We start from the raw sequence: 15,324 nt of genomic DNA, 5'->3' as shown, positions 1-15,324 counted from the left end.
CCCGGCCTGTTCCAGCCGACGCGGCCAACGCCCCGTCCACCGGCTCGAGATCAGGTTCCGGGCCGAGGCCAGGAGGCTGCCAGCGGTGTCGCGTCGTCCATGCGGGCCACCGTAGCGACAGCACGCGGCCGCGCACCCACGACGCAGCCTCGTGTGTCAGCGGTCCCTGGCAGACTTCAGCGATCCCCGGCCGTACACGTCAACGACAGGAGTTTCTTCGTGGGTCAGACCTTCACCGTGCATCTGAAAATTGCGGGACGCTCAATCCGAGGCGTCTCGCTGAATTGGGGATTAATCCAAGGCAGTGAGGTACGCCGGGAGGCGCCCAGTCACGGCCCTGACATCGAGGTCCCTGCTGTCATCGAGATCTTGGACCTGATCACATCTGGCGCCGTCACCGCCCAGGAGGCTCGTGACGTTCTCAACACAGTAGCGACGAAGATCATCGAGAAGAAGGCTTGCGAGTACGAGGACCTCGAAGACCTCATGGAGAGCATGGAGGCTGTGATGAACCTGCGTCGTCGCATTCCCAAGCAGCCTGCTCTGGATAGCCGTTGGGTGTATGTCGTGTCGTCGGAGGACAACCCGAAGACCCTGAAGATCGGCGTGGCCACAGAGGTCGAGAGCCGAATGAAGTCGCTCCAGACGGGATCTGCATCTCCCCTTGTCCTGCGTTGGAGCGCCCATGGGGGCTTCCTTCTGGAACGCCACCTGCATGACGGGTTCGACCAGCGGCGGATCAATGGCGAGTGGTTTGACTTTCGCCGTGTCGCGGACCCCGTACAGGTGATCGCCGAAGCGGCGGAAGAATTCCTACAACAGTTCGACGAGTTCAACCCTGACCAGGAATAGTGCACTTGAAGTTGCAGCAGTGTGACCCGGTCACCCGCGAGTCGCAGCGCTCGCTCCCCCACAGCCTCTTACGAGAGTCCCGCTTCGGCCTGCGTGATGCCCCGGCACGTGCTGCCTATTGCTCGAGTCGATGGCCAGGACGGCAATACCAGACGCCTGGCCAGGGCGAGTTGGCGCGTCACGCCGCGTGTGCCGTGGCTATGGTCCCGAACACATCGTCGAAGCGGTGGGCTTGGCGGGTGCTGATCAGGTAGTAGGAGCCGCTGGAGTGCCGGATCGCGTTCGGGTAGTGCATGACCTCCGGCGGTGTAAGGACTGCCAGGTCGCCGAACACGTAGTACAGGGGCACGGGTGCGTTCATCCCCAGGAATTGGAGGCTTGCGAGGAGGGACTTGCGCGATATGGCGTAGCGGTCGGTGGTGGTGCTGGGCATGCGGGTCTTGGCGTCGATGGTGATGAGGTCGGGGCCGCGGGCTGCGATCAGGTCGGGAAACTGGCGCAGTGAGGAATCGGTGCACCTCAGCGCATCCTGGATCGCGAGGGGGTACGTTCCTTGGCCGCACAACTGCACGGTCCATCCGCGGCGTTCGAGCTCTCGGGTGATGCGCTGCTCGTGCTGGTCGCCGATCTCCTTGCGTAAAGGCCAGTTGGCCACGTGCCCCTCCCCTTAATCTGGGCGTGGTACTAAGTCTCGCTATTTTGTATTACCAACTTAGCGGCTAGCATGCCCTCATGACGGCATACGTTGACCCACGTTTTCGTCCCACGCTCTGGCCCGGGACAGCGATCCCAGCCCCTCCCCTCACACGGCGCATCAGGGACGTCAGGATCAAGGGCGACTGGATTCTGTGGACGCCGGCCCACCTCGACGAACGCCCCCTCGTGCACTTGCCGGAGGACTTCTACCTGCGCGAACTCATGGAGCTGCCCCCGCACGACCTCGAAGGAGCGGCCGAGCTGTTCCGCACCTACGGACACCCGTTCGGCGCAGAACGAAACGATCTCCACGTGGACTCGGAAAATGTGTACGAGGAACTCCAGTCGATCCCCGAAGCCGGAGGTGACGAACAGCCCTACCCGTTCGGCATGCACCGCGACTTGGTCAGGATCTACCTGCAGACCGCCCAGGAAGCGATCACCACATGGCTCGCCTGCCAGAAGGAAGGCGGACTCGAGAAGCTCGTCAAGCCGGAGATCACCGAGGAGAACCTGGCCGGCATCCAGGCGCAGAACGAGGGCCATGAGCCGCCCTGGCCACCCTCCCTCGAGTACCTGGAGGCCCTGCTCATCGACAGCCGCATCAGCACGCTGAAGTACGTGTTGAACGATGCCCTGAGCCCCTTCAGCATCGGCATCGGCGACCTTGCGGACCGCTCTCCCACCCTCTACTCCGTTGCTTTCCTCCAGCTGTACAACCACCTCGTCGAGGGCGCAGTCGTCCGCCGGTGCGCCAACGAAACCTGTCGGCAGAACTTCGTACGCCAACGCGGACGCGCCGAATACGGCCAACACCGCACCACCGGCGTCAAATACTGCTCCCGTGAATGCGCCCGCGCCCAAGCCCAACGCGCCCTCCGCCGCCGACGCAAAAGCGCCAACTCCCCTTCGTAGAGACACCGGACCTGCACCACCTCTGCCCCGCCCCGGGCCACGGCGCAGAATCTGCTGACCGACGGCGCAGCGCCGCTGAGCCAAAACAAGCCGTCAGGGCCGCCCCGTGACTGCACTCCCACCGCGCGTGGCGGCACGAGGTAGAAGCGTGAAACGCGTCGGCAGCAGCTACTGCTCGGTCAGCGAGGCGACGAGGGCGCGCAAGGGTGCGACGAGTTCGGGGTGGTCACCGCGGGAGGCAGACTGCAGCAGATCGGCAGCAACGACCAGCTGCGCCGTGCGCCCGGCCTCGGTGTCCAGGACATACGCGAATTCGGCGCGGATCCGGGCGGCGGTGGCAGGCGCGAGCAGTGAGTAGGTGTATAGCAACGCTTGATCCCAGCCGCGGGGGGCCAGGCCGAAGCCTTCCCAGTCGAGGATGACGCCGGTGGTGGTGAGGTTGCTGGTGTGGAAGTCGCCGTGTGAGCAGGTCCATTCGGTGGTCTGAGGTGCGGGTACTCCCGCGTACGTCGGTACGGCGCGGTCGATCCACTGCTGACGGACGCCGATTCGGTCGGTGGCGACGGTAGCGATGGTGTCCAGGTCGGTGCGGATGGACTTGAACCAGGTGTCGGTCAGCTCGAGTTCGCCGCGCAGGACCGGTTCCGGGGACAGCACCGGGCTCTCGATGAACTCGGTGAGCTCGGCCCGATAGGCGTGTCCGTCGGCGGTGGCGTCGTGCAGGGCATGCAGGGAGGGCTTGTGGACACCGGTGAAGAGGCGGCCAGCAAGTTCCGTGCCGTCCCATAACTTGCCGCCTGCCTTCGCTGCTGGGGCGGAGAGAAGGCGCAGCCAGCACGCGCCGTGGACTGGGTGGTCTGCGCGCAGGCCGAGGGTGCGCCCGTGCCAGCCCCACACCGGATCGCACGTGGCGGTGGCGTCCAGTGCGGCGGCGGCCGCGGCGTGCGCGGCCGTCATGCGCTGGGCATCGACGTCATTGGGGGGCGGCGAGTACATCGAGCACCTTCCGCATGCTCTCGGCGGGAATGGGGCCTTCGTCGAGCGCGGCGAGGGCCTCGTCCCAGTGTCCCGGATTCCCGGTGGACAGCATCAGCATCGAGACACCTGGGCAGGAGGCGGATGCGGCCAGGCAGACGGCCGGGATGCTCGCGCCGGGGCGTAGCAGGCCTGCGAGCTCGCGGGTGGCCAGGGTAGGGAGTTCACCGCCGTGCAGGGGGGCGGAGGCGTGGACCTGCCAGCCGAGGGCGGCCGCGTCGGCGATCGGGCCGCGGCCGACCAAGGCCTGGTCGAAAGCGTCGGCCATGACGAGGCTGACGGGCAGCTGGAGCGCGCGCAGGTGGTGCTCCCGGGCGCCGGCCGCCTCGGCGGCCAGCCGGTCCAGGTCGGGCACCGTGATGCGGTGCTCGGTGAAGCCGGACCAGGTCGCGATGCCATACGTGGTGAGGTGGCCGGCGGCGGCCGCTTCTTCGAGGACTGCGAACGCGGCGCGCAGCTGGTCGTGGAGCTGGTCGGGCCGGGTGGTGCGTTCGGGGTTGTGGAGGAAGAGGGTGTCGAGCCGGTGTCGGCCGAGTTCGGCCCGGTTGCGTTCGAGCCGCCATCGCACATACGGCGCGTGGAGGCTGTGCCCCGCTGCGGCGTCCTCCTGGTCGAGCACGCCGGCCGCGAGCGCGGCCCGGGCGGTCCCCGGGGTGAGGAATCCGGTCTTCGTCGCCACCCGCAGGCCGGGGTGGTTGGCGAGGACGGGGGCGAGGAGGCGGTGGGCGCAGCCGCCGGTGTAGTTGGGGGCAGTATCGATCCAGGCCGCCGGGGAGGATGCTGCGCGCCGGGCGGCATCTGCGAGCTCCTCCCCCGCGATCCGGTACGTGCCCAGCCCCAAGGTGGCGTTCACCGGGCGCCTGTTCGTACGGCTGCGGCTTGGGCGGCGACGAGTTCGCCGACCACAGTGGCAGCATCCGGCACGGTCAGGCCGGCGGCGTCGGCGAGCTCGCCGAGCGGAAGCCACCCGCCGGTCATGAGGCGGCACAGCAGCGGGCCAGTCACTGGGGCGAGGTCCAGCTCGATCCCGGCTGCCGCGAAGCGGACCAGATTCTCACCGTCCACGCTGACGTCGGTCAGGCGGACGCGGCCGGTGGTGAGCCGCACCATCAGGTGCGGGTCGGCGGGGAGCTGATGCAGGAACGGCAGCGAGGGGCGCATCCGGCCGACGTCCTCGGCGTCACGGGCCGTGGCGTACCGCTGCAGCAGGGCCGGTTCGTCGAGGGCGGCGAGGAGTTCCTTGCCCAGGTCGGCCAGGAACTCTGCCTGCTGCTCAAGGCCGTCGTGCAAGGGCAGGTCGGCGCGGACCAGTTCGCTGGAGCGCAGCGTCTGCGACAGCCAGCCGATCAGGTCGGCGCCGGTGTGCGGGGTGATCCCGCAGGTGAGGTGTAGGGAGTGGGTGCCCTGGTCGGCGGTGACGGCATGCCACCAGCCGCGCGGCAGGTAGAGCACGTCACCGGGCTGCAGGACGAGTTCGGCGACCAGCTGGTCCGGGGGCGGTTGCGGGGCGGCGACGTCGCGGTACATCGGCAGGCGCCGGGTGGGGCCGAAGAGCTGCCAGCGCTTGGAGCCTTCGATCTGGACCACGATGACGTCGTGGTCGTCCCAGTGGGTTCCGAAGCCCTCCACCTGGGTCCAGGAGGCGTACGCGTTGACCTGGACGCGTGAGCGCAGCCAGCCCTCGATACCGGCGGCCAAGTCACCGATCGGCTCGTGGAGTTCATCGATCGCATCGATGACGAGGGAGGCGCCTTCGGCCAGGCGCTCGTGAAGCTCGGCGGGGTGGATGCGGTGCCAGACGGTCGCGCGCCGGGTGGTGACGGGGACGGCATAGCGGTGCTGGGGCAGGGCCTCGCCGGCGGCGGACAGGCGCAGCCGAGGGGGCTCGAGGCGGTGGGTGGCCAGCAGATGGTTGAGGGTGTCGAAGCAGACGAGGGCGCCCGGGTTGTCGAGCGCGCCGGGCACGTGGAGGAAGTCGCGGCCGTACGTCTGGGCCAGGAAGGTCTCCTGGCCCAGACGCTCCGCGATGAGCAGGCTGGTCATCGCAGGTTCACCGGTCCCGTGCTAGTCGTTGCCGTCCGAGCGGCCGGTCCCGCCGCCGTCGGACGGGGTGGCGCCGCGGGTACGGGCTGCGGCGATGGCCCGGCGGGCGCGGACCAGGCCGCCGCCGTCAGTGCCGGGGGTGCTGCTGGAGGTGGTCGTCGGCATCAGGTGCCTCCTCGGTAAGTAAGGCGGCCCCGGGGATTCGTGGCCGCCTGCTCAGCGTCGCGGCGCAGGTGACGTCCCGTCATTGCCACCCAGCGGCGCAGACATTGCGGGTCGTCCGCAATCGCGGCGCCCTGCCGGTGGCCGGGGTGCTCGGCTACCGTGAACAGGCTGATTCGCCGTCCGCACCGGGGGTGCGCCCATGGCCACAGTCACCCGCTCGCGCCGCGCCGCCATCCAGCGCGAAGCTGCCCAGATCCGGATGCGCTGCCAGCGCCAGCAGCACACCCTCGAGCAGACCGTGACAGCCATCCGCACCGTGCTGTCCGAGGTCTCCGCGCTGGAGGCATGGCGCTTCGCGCTGGGCTGGTCCAGAGCGGACACCGTCGCCCAGATCGCCGGCCTCTACCTCGCCGACGGACTCTTACCGCCCGGCCTGTCCGAGTCGATGCTGTGCCGGTGGGAACACGATCCGGACGAGTGGCCCGGCCCGGAGTACACGGTGATGCTCTGCCGCATCTACGCCGCCTGCCCCGAACAACTCGGCCTGCACCGCGCCGTGGAGCCGCCATGGGGATACCGGACGATCCGATACGGTCAGCCCGAGCACGCCGCATACGGGCCAGGCCCGCGGGAAGGGATGCAGCCGATGACCACAGCAGCCGGCCTCCCAGCCGTCCGAGAATCCCTCCACCTCGCCCTGCTCGCCCATCCCGACGGAAGTGTGCTGGCCGCCGAGACGGCCGAGGCCGCGGTCGAGCACTACGCCCTGAACTACTCCAAGCACCCACCGCAGGTGCTGTTCAACGAAGTCCGCGACGTGCGCCAACTGCTCGCCCCGCTGACCACCAACGGCAGCAGTGAGCTCGCCACTGAACTGCAGCGTCAGGTCGGCTGGCTCTCCGCACTGCTCGGCAACCTCGCCTTCCACCTGGACGACACCTCCGGCGCACGCACGCATCTCGCCGCCGCGGCCGCCTACGGCGAACGCGTGGGCGACCCGCGGCTGGTCGCGTGGGCGTGGGGCGCACAGAGCATGATCGCCCGCACCATCGGACGTCACGAGGCCGCAGTCGCGCACGCCGAGCGCGGGATCGCGGCCGCCCCGGCCGGTCTGGTGCGCGCCCAGCTCCACGCATGGGCGCTGCTGCCCGCCCTCGCCCGGCAGGGCCGCGGCGACGACGCCGACCAGGCCCTCACCGTCGCGCTCAGCGAGCTGGAATCGGACCGGGAGGGATCAGCGCCGGGCCGGTTCGGATTCGACGAGCCCGAACTCGCGCTCCACCAGGCCGAAGCCCATCTCGCCCTCGGCCGCACCGAACAGGCCCGCCACCGGGCCCAGGCCTCCGCCGACGCATGCCCGGCCGGGACACCTGGCTGGGCCGCCGCCACCCTCGTCCTCGCCCAGGCCGAAGCCACCACCCGCCCCGACGACGCCGCACAGCGAGCCATCGACATCCTCGAGCGAATCCCGCCCCAACGGCTCCGCTCCACCACCCGCGCGCGACTGACCCGCCTCGACCAGCTTCTCCCCGACCGGACCATCCACTCAGTAGCAGACCTCAACGAACGCCTGCGCGTACTCCCCACACCCATCGACGCACACGGACAAGCCCTCAGCAACTGACCACGGCACCCCGTTCAGCCCAGGCGCCAGCCTGTCGGCTCCGCGGGCGAGGGGGGTTCAGGGCAGCGCGGAAGCCGGAGCCCGCCCCGGGAGCCCTTCGCACGTCGACCGGGCGATCCGCCTCATCCGGAATCCTCTCCAACGCGCCCGCTGAGGCGACGGCTCCGCGAAATCGCGCTGGACCCGCCCGCGCGTTCTACCGGAGACCGCTTCCCGGGCAGCCATTCCCCGGTGACGTTGCTCATCCTGTAGAGGCGCCGCACGCAGTCAGGCTTGCCGCAGCGAAACGCCGTCCCGTAAAAGTGATTGGGGTGGATCGGGTGAATGGTCTGTCAACTAGCGGAAGGCGGAGCCGGACGCTGGATTGATTCGGGTTCAGCAGCGGGGTTTTGCCAAGCCTGGATCAGCCCACGGAGGCGGCGGGCAGGTGTCTCGCTGGGGATGAAGACAACAGCCGCCACCAATACCAGGCCTCCGATGGTCAGTGCTTCGGCAGCCCAAGCGGTCAGCCCGCCACGTGCCACTGCCATCACGAACGCGGCCATCGTTCCTAACGCACCCCCGATCCGGGCCGCCCCGCTCATCGGTGCCGCTCCACAGAGGGCGGGCGGCGCAGCGTCATTGAGAGTCGGGGCCCTGCCAGCAGGACACGGAGCGTGAAGCGAGTGCGAGCGCCGCGGGTGGCATGGGCGGCCAGTTCTGCACTCCATTCCTCTTGCCAGCGTGCCCGGTCCTGCACGGGCAGCAGGTGCGTAAGGGTGGTCAGAAGCCGATGTGCGAGTGCGCCTGACGACGGCGCGGATCGCAGGACAGCTGATGCCAGGTCCTGCAGTTCACGACCAACGCTCTCCATTCCTGTCGCGTGAGCCAATGGCGCGAATACGTCGAGGGTTTCGCGGGCATTGCGGTGTTGCCTGTCCTGAGGCACGAACGCGATGGTGCGCATGTTGTGCAGGCGGTCGGCGAGCCGGATGGCCTGCGCGGCCGCCGCCCGGGTCGGGTCGGCGGCCATGGCGGCCGTCTTCGCAGCGGTAGCAGCAGGCGGGAACGGACGGGATACCGCCGAGGGCACCGCTGCCACCAAGTCAGCGATTTCGTCGCCGAATTGGTCAGGGAGCCGAGATGGTGGGCAGTCCGTTTCCTCAAGTTCGTGCAGCAGGGCCGCGCACACCGCAGGGGGAGGCATACGAAGATCGGCGACGATGGCAGCGACGGTGAGACAGTGTGTGAGGACAGGATCTCCGTTGCGACGCGTGTGCCCTTCATGCCAGAACGCGGCCTCCGTATAGGCGCGTTTGAGCAGTCCGGCGTCAGCGTCGGGATGGTGCAAGCGGACTGCGACGAGAATACTGTCAAGGGACGGCACTGTTCCCCTGTGTGCGCTGGGCGGTGCAGCTAACCGCCGCCGGGCCTTCATGACGTCCCTCCGTCGACGGCCGGGCGGGCGGCAACCCATCCGGGAAGGGGCTGTCTCCTGGACCTGTAGGCACGCGCCAGAGCATCGCGGGCCTGCACGGCACCATCCTGTGTGATCCGGTAGAAGCGGCGGCGCGGCCGCCCGGCCTCCTCATGCACCACCGGATCCTCCCAGCTGCTGTCCACCCAGCCCACCTGCTCCAGACGGGCGAGGATCGGATAGATCGTCCCCGACGGCAATCCCGCCAGCTCGCACAGCTCTAGGCCGTACCGCTGCCTGGCGGGGTCCTCCAGCAAAGCCCGCAGCACCAGTTGAGTCTGCAGAGTCATACGCGGCATACCCATACTCGTACTCTACATAGCCTATATACAAGCTGTCTAGCGATAGCAACGGAGCCTCCAGGCGCACCCACTGCGCTCAACCACCCGCGCCCCAGCGCCGGGAGCAGCCACAGACAAGACCTTGATCCGGGTGAGAGCGCCACCACGAAACGGCGAGCTTCCTCATACGAGACGTTGCCTGTGCGGGCGAGGAAGCGTCGGAGGCCAGCCAACGGCCACGGTGAGACCACTCGCTGTTTGGTTCTTCGGCGTCGGAGGAGCGTCCGGCGGCCCCGCCGTGAGCGCGGCGGGGCTGGACGGGCAGTAAGGGTCAGAGGTGTCGCTCCACCCAGACGGCGAGGATGCTCACGGCTCCCGTGCCCGCCCCGTAGCAGGCGCCGCGCAGCAGGAGTCCGGTGGCGGTACGGCGGCGCCGGGCGGCCCAGCGGACCAGTTGGCGTACGGTTTCGGTGGTCTTGCTCCAGCGTGGGCGGGCTGGTCTATTGTGCATGTCAGATGTCCTTGTCTTCAGGGGCGTCGCGCGGGGAGCCCTTCCGACCGGAGGCCTAGGAACCGGGGTCGGAGCTGGGGCTCCTTTGCTTTGTGACGGATGGTCAGCGGCGGGTGAAGTCGTGGAGGCGGTCGGCCAGGCGCCGGTCGGGCCGGCGGACGATGATGCAGGAGTTCTTGCCGTCCTCCGCCAGCCGGTCGACTTCCATCTCGAGGCCTCCGGTGGGAGGACTTGCCGTGGAGCCGTTCTGGCGGACGTAGCGCGCGACCACCTCCAGCATGGTGAGGAAGTTCTCGTCCAGCGCGTCGGCGTCGATCACGGAGTTCGTGACCTGGTGCCGCCAGTGTTTGGCCTCCCGCGTCTCTCCCAGCGCGAGGTGGTGCAGGTGCAGGCAGTACGCCGCTGCCCGGTGACCGGCTCCGGCGGCGAGCTGCCACCAGAACTGGGCGCTCTCCGGGTGCCCGGTCAGATAGAGCAGGCAGGCGAAGACGGCGGCGCCTTCTTCGTCCAGCTGGACCTCCTCGACGGCGGTGGCCTGTGGGCCGTCGGCCAGCCGGTCCACATGGGCGGCGGCGCCGGGCCCGTTGAGGATCCAGCGGGAGACGACGGCCAGGCGCTGGCCGGCCTGAGCGGCCCGGGCCATGTCCGGTGGCGGCGCGGCCTGTGCCGCGTCAGCGGCCAGTCGGCGCAGCGCGGCTCCGACGTCGAAGGCGGCCGGGGATGAGGTCGGGATGACGGCGTCAGCGAGCAGTTCATCGATCGTGGGGGTCACTTCCCTCCCCCTTTCTTGTTCTTGCCCGGCGCAGCGGGCAGCTTCAGCAGGACGCGCAGCCGTTCCTTGCCCTTGCGGCCGTGGTAATCGACGGTGCGTACGTCCAGGCCCATGAACCGTGCGATCCGGGCGGTCTTGTAGCCCAGGAGGTGGCGAAGCACGATGACGTTGAACTGCCGGGGCGGCAGCTCCGCGATGGCCTCGTACAGCCCGCTGGTGCCGTCCCTGAGCTCCAGCTCGTTGCGGACCGCGCGCAGGTTCTGGGCTATCGGCCCGTTGATGACGAATGCCGGTGTGCGGCCCTCGCGCTCGAGACGGCGGGTTACATGGCGGTGCAGGACCGTGAGGGTCTGCTGCTCCAGATCGTCCTCCTGCAGCAGCTGCTCCCAGCCCGCCAGGATCTCCAGGAACACCTGGTGGACCACCTCCTCGGCCGCGCGGCGGCTGCCGAGATGGATCTCGGCGAAGGCGTGGAAGAACTCCTGGTGGCCGAGGTAGAAGCCCTCGTAGTCCAAGGGCAGGGACAGCGGGGCACGCACCGGCTGGCCGTAGCCGCCCTGGGGCGCGACGTCCCCCACGACGTCGTCGTCGCTCACTCGGGCCTCCTGCGTCCAGTAGTCATCGCAGTTCCTCTTCGTTGAGAGCAGCACGGCAACGAGCCCGCGCCGGGGGCCAGTTGGCCCTGACACCACGATGTCGAGAACGGCGCCCGATCACTCATCACGACGAAGAAAAAGTCACCCGATGATCACAAACAGGAACGCTGCGTAATTTCGACAGTCGCACTCCCGTCCATAAAGTCCCTCTGAACAGGACCAACGAGCACCCGCGCACTGGCCACCCACCAAGCCTGGCATCTGAAGTGACACATGTCACAACAGAGTTGGGCGAAATCGAGCGCCCCCGACCCTCCCCTGATCGCCTCCCGCTCACATCCACCGCCCCCGTCACACAAACGAGTGAGCCTCCTCGACTCCCCCTGTGCCCCCCTCGCAGCCCAATCGGCGCCCTCAGCTCAGGCCCTGAGCATGGCCCGCCTCCTCGGCGGCAACTCACTGCGCCTGGCTGTGGCAGGCGGCAGTGCCTTGCAGCTCCGTCCCGGGAAACGGTCGCCTAGCTGTCCGAGCGGAGCGCTACCGTTTCCTCTTCGACCCGATTGGCGGGTCATTGGGAGGTTCGAGCATGAGCGCTCTGGAGCAAGTGGCCTGGGTTCCTGACGATGATCCGAATCGACGATGGGACATCAGCGCAGCGCTCGCGGTGCAGTGGATCGAGGAAGGTTGCGTCGTGGAGGGCGCCCAGGCCCTCCTGGTCCTGGACCGGAGGGGCGCCGAGAAGGAAGTGCCCGCTCTGGCGTACTTCGCCAGCAGAGTGACAACCCCCAAAGCCCACACCCAAGTCCGCGAGGGCGATGGTCCTGTTCTTGCCTTCCTGCCTGATGCAAAGTCGTTGCGGTACGCGACATCCTTGGCCCGGCGGTCATCGCTGGCCGTGGTTTAGGACGTCTCGAACTTCCCGCTGCACGGCTGGGCAGCCGGAATCGGCGCGGTCTGTCGCGCCCTGTGCATCTCCGGAGCCGCTCGCCGGGAGCGTCGCGGCAGCGGTGAAGAACCTGAAGCAGTACGGGAACAACGGCTACACCAATGAATGAGCCCAAACTAACGCCCGTCGAATCCTCCCCGATCTGAGCAGGGACGGGCTCCTTGACAAGGATCTTGTGATTGGGGCCGTAGCCGCCACCAATGTCGTCTCCCCTGACGGGCTAGAGCGCCTCGGGCAGTTGATCGATGGCCTGGCTACGTGACCAAGCAACCCGTCCCGGAAACGGTGGGGCTGGGACGGGTGATGCGCTGGGACAGGGTTCAGGTCAACGTACGGGAGCGGTCCGCCGCCGTCTCTCCACGTACGCGGTAGGTGCCAGGGCTCACTTCCTCGGATAGGGCGTGTGCCTGTTGAATCAGCCCGTCAGGCCACGGCTCAGACCGGGTTGGGCTTGCAGGTCTGGCAGCTGCGGCGTCGAGTCGGCGTTGCCCGCAGTTCCTCGGCGGTGAACAGCTCAGGCAGGGCTGGCCAGTCGTAGCCGAAGCTGTCCTGGTAGGGGTCGGCCTCGCCCTTCCCCCACTCCTCTAGCGACGTCTCCAGGGCTGACATCTTGGACAACCCTGCACACGATCAGCAACGGCGACGCAGCCAAGGACTTCTGTGACCAGCATCGAGGGCCTCACACGACTCGCGCCGCCGCCGGCCGGCCCACCCCAGACGGAGATGTCAATGCTGCTCTTCGCGTGGTGGGGAGTCCCCTGACGGTTCCAGAGCCGCCAGCCGGCGCTGGGGACCGCGCGCTGGGTCTATATCGCGCAGAACTACCCGCAGGGGGCGGGCGGCTGACGGGCCATCGCCCTCGAGATAACGTCCATGCGCACCCGCAGAAGGGCGCAGATCCGCTTCGCTTCCCATCACTCGCTCATCTTGCTGCGAGAGTGGCACCTGGATCTACTCGAAGCGCCGCCAAGCATGACCGTCCGACCTCATGACTCCGACAACGCCCATTCGAGTTGGGTGCGGATCCTTTCGAGGGGTGGTTAAGCTGGGAAGACGCTGATTGGCGTGTGGGCGGTGCCGTCGTACTCCTGCCGTGACGGGGTGGAGGTGGGGCGCCGTGGTGTCTTTGCCAGAAGAGCTTCAGGCCCGGGAGGCCGCGGCTCGGCAGCGAGTCGAGGAACTTGAGGCCGAGGCCGTGGAGTTGGCCAGCGCCTCTACCCCAGCCCTGACCAGCGGATACAGCCTCACCGCTTGATCCCGGCCGCCACTTCAAAGGATCCGCACCTACCCCTATGGCGTTGCTGGGCACGGCCCGGTACCAACTGCGGTGATCGTGCCCCCGGCCTGGGGCCGAACCGGGAAGATGCCCCGCATGGGGGCATCACGCACACGCCGGGTCACTGTTGTCTATCTCGTCCTGCAGGTCGCTGCCGTCGCGCTGGCGCTGTGGCTGTCCAAACACTTCCAGGTGGCCCGCCTGGCCGCCACCGCCATCACCCTGGCGCCCACCGTGCCGGTCGCCTACCTGGCCTGGGCCGCCTACCGCGACGACCGCCGCGAGGCTGCGGCCGACATCGACGCCAAGGCCAAGACGCTGGCCGCCGCCGTGACCGCCGCCGAGACCCGGCAGCGGGCCCAGCTGATCGGCCCCGGCGCCCACCGCATCGACCTGGCCTTCACCCACCGCACCGAGCCCGCCAACAACGCCACCGGGCCCGACCCGCAGGGCCGCCTCACCGACATCGTCGCCTATTACCAAAGCCTGCACCCGGCCCGCCTGGTCATCACCGGCGAACCCGGGGCCGGCAAGACCCTGCTCGCCCTCGAGCTCATCCTCGGCCTGCTCACCCGCCCCGGCCGCAACCAGGCCGACCCCGTTCCGGTCCGCCTCTCCCTGTCTGGCTGGGACACCCACCGGCCCCTGCCCGAATGGCTCGCCGACCAGGTCCACGAGCAGTTCCGCGACCGCGGCCTGACCGCCGCCGACGCGGCGGTCCTGGTCGACCAGCACCGCATCCTGCCGGTCCTGGACGGCCTGGACGAGATGGACGCCGACACCACCCCGCCCGGCCGTCGCCGCGCCGTGCGCGCCCTGCAGCAGCTCAACGCCTACCAGGACCCCACCGGCAACGCCCCGGTCATCCTCACCTGCCGCACCGCCCAGCACGAGCAACTGGCCACCCTCGATATGCGGATGCGCGAGGCCGCCCGCATCGAGATCACCCCCGTCACCCCCACCCAGGTCACCGCCTACCTCACCGCCCGCACCACCAACCCGACCCGCTGGACCACCGTCCTGGACGCCCTGACCACCGCCCCCAGCGGCGTGCTGGCCCGCGCCCTGAGTACCCCCTGGCGGCTCAACCTGGCCGCCACCGCCTACGAAGAGCGCCACCCCGACACCCTCGCCTACCTCCGCCACCCCGCCGACCTGCTCACCCTGACCTCCCCCGACGCGGTCCGCGACCACCTCCTCGCCCGCTACCTGCCCGCCGCCGCCCGCCAACACCCCACCCGCCCCGGCCGCTACCACCCTGACCAGACCCACCGTTGGCTCGCCGCCCTCGCCACCCACCTCGCCAACACCACCTCCGCCTCCGACGGAAGCGGCACCGACATCGTGCTCCACCAGCTGTGGCCGATGGCTGGCCCCCGCCGCGTCCGCACCACCGACACCCTCCTCGCCCTCGCCTTCACCACCCTCGCCTTCACCGCCCGGCTGGCCCAGGTCCCCAGCGGCTCCTCACGCGGCGATCCGATAGGCGCCACATTTACGGCGCTGCTCTGGCTTGCGGCCGTCTGGGTGGCCAGCCGCGCCACCGTCCCCATCCCGCGAATAGCTCAGCTTCACCGGCTACGCAGCCCTGCTCACCTCCGCCAGCTAGCCGGAAATCTCACGGCCGGGTTCACGGCCGGGTTCACGGTCGGGTTCACATCCGGGCTCACGACCGCGCTCACGGAAGGGCTCGCGGTCGGGCTCGCGGTCGGGCTCGCGGTCGGGCTCGTGATCGGGCTCGCGACCGCGCTCGCGGTCGGGCTTACGGAGCCACTGACCAGCGATGTTGCATCCACAGACCCTCGCTATCCGGTACGGGACGATCTCGCGCTCGGGCTCGCGACCGCGCTCGCGACCGCGCTCGCGACCGGGGCCGGGCCCGCGATCGGGCTGTACCTCCTTACCGGCTCCGGCCGCCGCTACGTGGTCTTCCTCTGTTGCTCCCGCGGCCGACTGCCCTGGAGGCTTGGCGGCTTCCTGCACTGGGCCTACGGGGCGGGCCTGCTGCGGATCTCCGGCATGGCGTACCAGTTCCGCCACCGAGAACTCCAGGACTGGCTCGCCACCCACCCCCACCCATAGCACCCGCTGCTGCTCAATAAGGCACTGGACCCCATTCAGGAATGGTGCGGATCCTTTGAAGTGACGGCCGGGAT

General features: G+C 68.9%; 16 protein-coding genes. 5 read left to right on the top strand and 11 right to left on the bottom strand.

Going from position 1 to position 15,324, the window contains the following annotated elements; all coding sequences use genetic code 11:
- The first annotated feature begins 219 nt into the window (after positions 1-219).
- Positions 220-852 (top strand): GIY-YIG nuclease family protein, encoded by a 633-nt coding sequence (locus ACFYXH_RS36405; RefSeq protein WP_389572388.1) that lies wholly within the window; start codon positions 220-222, stop codon positions 850-852.
- Between the two features lie 178 nt (positions 853-1,030).
- Here ACFYXH_RS36405 and ACFYXH_RS36400 read toward each other — a convergent pair whose 3' ends face one another.
- Positions 1,031-1,507, bottom strand: a complete 477-nt coding sequence (locus ACFYXH_RS36400; RefSeq protein ID WP_389572386.1) for a hypothetical protein — start codon at positions 1,505-1,507, stop codon at positions 1,031-1,033.
- Positions 1,508-1,584: 77 nt separating this feature from the next.
- Between ACFYXH_RS36400 and ACFYXH_RS36395 the strand changes: the two genes are divergently transcribed.
- Positions 1,585-2,463 carry a hypothetical protein gene (locus ACFYXH_RS36395; RefSeq protein WP_389572384.1) on the top strand — a complete coding sequence of 293 codons (879 nt, stop codon included), beginning with the start codon at positions 1,585-1,587 and terminating at the stop codon, positions 2,461-2,463.
- 168 nt (positions 2,464-2,631) lie between these two features.
- Here the strand turns inward: ACFYXH_RS36395 and ACFYXH_RS36390 are convergent, their stop codons facing one another.
- The 4 genes from ACFYXH_RS36390 to ACFYXH_RS36375 are packed head-to-tail and all read right to left on the bottom strand — an operon-like array spanning position 2,632 to position 5,706.
- Positions 2,632-3,459, bottom strand: a complete 828-nt coding sequence (locus tag ACFYXH_RS36390; protein ID WP_389572381.1) for a hypothetical protein — start codon at positions 3,457-3,459, stop codon at positions 2,632-2,634.
- Positions 3,437-4,351 carry an aldo/keto reductase gene (locus ACFYXH_RS36385; protein WP_389572379.1) on the bottom strand — a complete coding sequence of 305 codons (915 nt, stop codon included), beginning with the start codon at positions 4,349-4,351 and terminating at the stop codon, positions 3,437-3,439. Before ACFYXH_RS36385 ends, ACFYXH_RS36390 begins: the two co-directional genes overlap by 23 nt.
- Positions 4,348-5,541 (bottom strand): cupin domain-containing protein, encoded by a 1,194-nt coding sequence (locus ACFYXH_RS36380; protein ID WP_389572377.1) that lies wholly within the window; start codon positions 5,539-5,541, stop codon positions 4,348-4,350. The genes ACFYXH_RS36385 and ACFYXH_RS36380 overlap by 4 nt, the downstream gene beginning before the upstream one ends.
- A gap of 21 nt (positions 5,542-5,562) precedes the next feature.
- Positions 5,563-5,706: a hypothetical protein gene (locus tag ACFYXH_RS36375; RefSeq protein ID WP_389572375.1), complete on the bottom strand. Its 144-nt coding sequence runs from the start codon at positions 5,704-5,706 to the stop codon at positions 5,563-5,565.
- A 199-nt stretch (positions 5,707-5,905) separates the two neighbouring features.
- On the opposite strand from ACFYXH_RS36375, the gene ACFYXH_RS36370 reads away from it, so the two are divergent.
- The gene (locus tag ACFYXH_RS36370) at positions 5,906-7,330 is read left to right on the top strand and encodes a Twin-arginine translocation pathway signal (protein ID WP_389572372.1); all 1,425 of its coding nucleotides are present in this window, start codon (positions 5,906-5,908) and stop codon (positions 7,328-7,330) included.
- Between the two features lie 580 nt (positions 7,331-7,910).
- Here ACFYXH_RS36370 and ACFYXH_RS36365 read toward each other — a convergent pair.
- From ACFYXH_RS36365 to ACFYXH_RS36345, 5 genes are all read right to left on the bottom strand, one after another.
- Positions 7,911-8,696: an HD domain-containing protein gene (locus ACFYXH_RS36365; protein WP_389572369.1), complete on the bottom strand. Its 786-nt coding sequence runs from the start codon at positions 8,694-8,696 to the stop codon at positions 7,911-7,913.
- A 47-nt stretch (positions 8,697-8,743) separates the two neighbouring features.
- Positions 8,744-9,091, bottom strand: coding sequence for a PadR family transcriptional regulator (locus ACFYXH_RS36360; RefSeq protein WP_389572367.1), 348 nt, complete (start codon positions 9,089-9,091; stop codon positions 8,744-8,746).
- 307 nt (positions 9,092-9,398) lie between these two features.
- Positions 9,399-9,578 carry a hypothetical protein gene (locus ACFYXH_RS36355; protein WP_389572364.1) on the bottom strand — a complete coding sequence of 60 codons (180 nt, stop codon included), beginning with the start codon at positions 9,576-9,578 and terminating at the stop codon, positions 9,399-9,401.
- Positions 9,579-9,681: 103 nt separating this feature from the next.
- Entirely contained in the window at positions 9,682-10,350 is a 669-nt protein-coding gene (locus tag ACFYXH_RS36350) for a hypothetical protein (protein ID WP_389572361.1), read from the bottom strand.
- Complete coding sequence (locus tag ACFYXH_RS36345) at positions 10,347-10,946, bottom strand: sigma-70 family RNA polymerase sigma factor (protein WP_389572360.1); 600 nt, start codon at positions 10,944-10,946, stop codon at positions 10,347-10,349. The genes ACFYXH_RS36350 and ACFYXH_RS36345 overlap by 4 nt, the downstream gene beginning before the upstream one ends.
- Before the next feature lie 586 nt (positions 10,947-11,532).
- Here ACFYXH_RS36345 and ACFYXH_RS36340 point away from each other — a divergent pair.
- Complete coding sequence (locus ACFYXH_RS36340) at positions 11,533-11,850, top strand: hypothetical protein (RefSeq protein WP_389572359.1); 318 nt, start codon at positions 11,533-11,535, stop codon at positions 11,848-11,850.
- Between the two features lie 477 nt (positions 11,851-12,327).
- On the opposite strand, the gene ACFYXH_RS36335 is transcribed toward ACFYXH_RS36340, so the two are convergent.
- A complete protein-coding gene (locus tag ACFYXH_RS36335) occupies positions 12,328-12,510 on the bottom strand; it encodes a hypothetical protein (protein ID WP_389572357.1) in 183 nt (60 codons plus the stop codon).
- A 754-nt stretch (positions 12,511-13,264) separates the two neighbouring features.
- Between ACFYXH_RS36335 and ACFYXH_RS36330 the strand changes: the two genes are divergently transcribed.
- A complete protein-coding gene (locus tag ACFYXH_RS36330) occupies positions 13,265-15,250 on the top strand; it encodes an NACHT domain-containing protein (protein ID WP_389572354.1) in 1,986 nt (661 codons plus the stop codon).
- Positions 15,251-15,324 lie beyond the last annotated feature (74 nt).

The organism is Streptomyces sp. NPDC002730, from assembly GCF_042888805.1.
Classification (GTDB): Bacteria; Actinomycetota; Actinomycetes; order Streptomycetales; family Streptomycetaceae; genus Streptomyces.
Note: the sequence above shows the minus strand (reverse complement) of the source record. Positions and strands in the feature narration are given on the sequence as shown.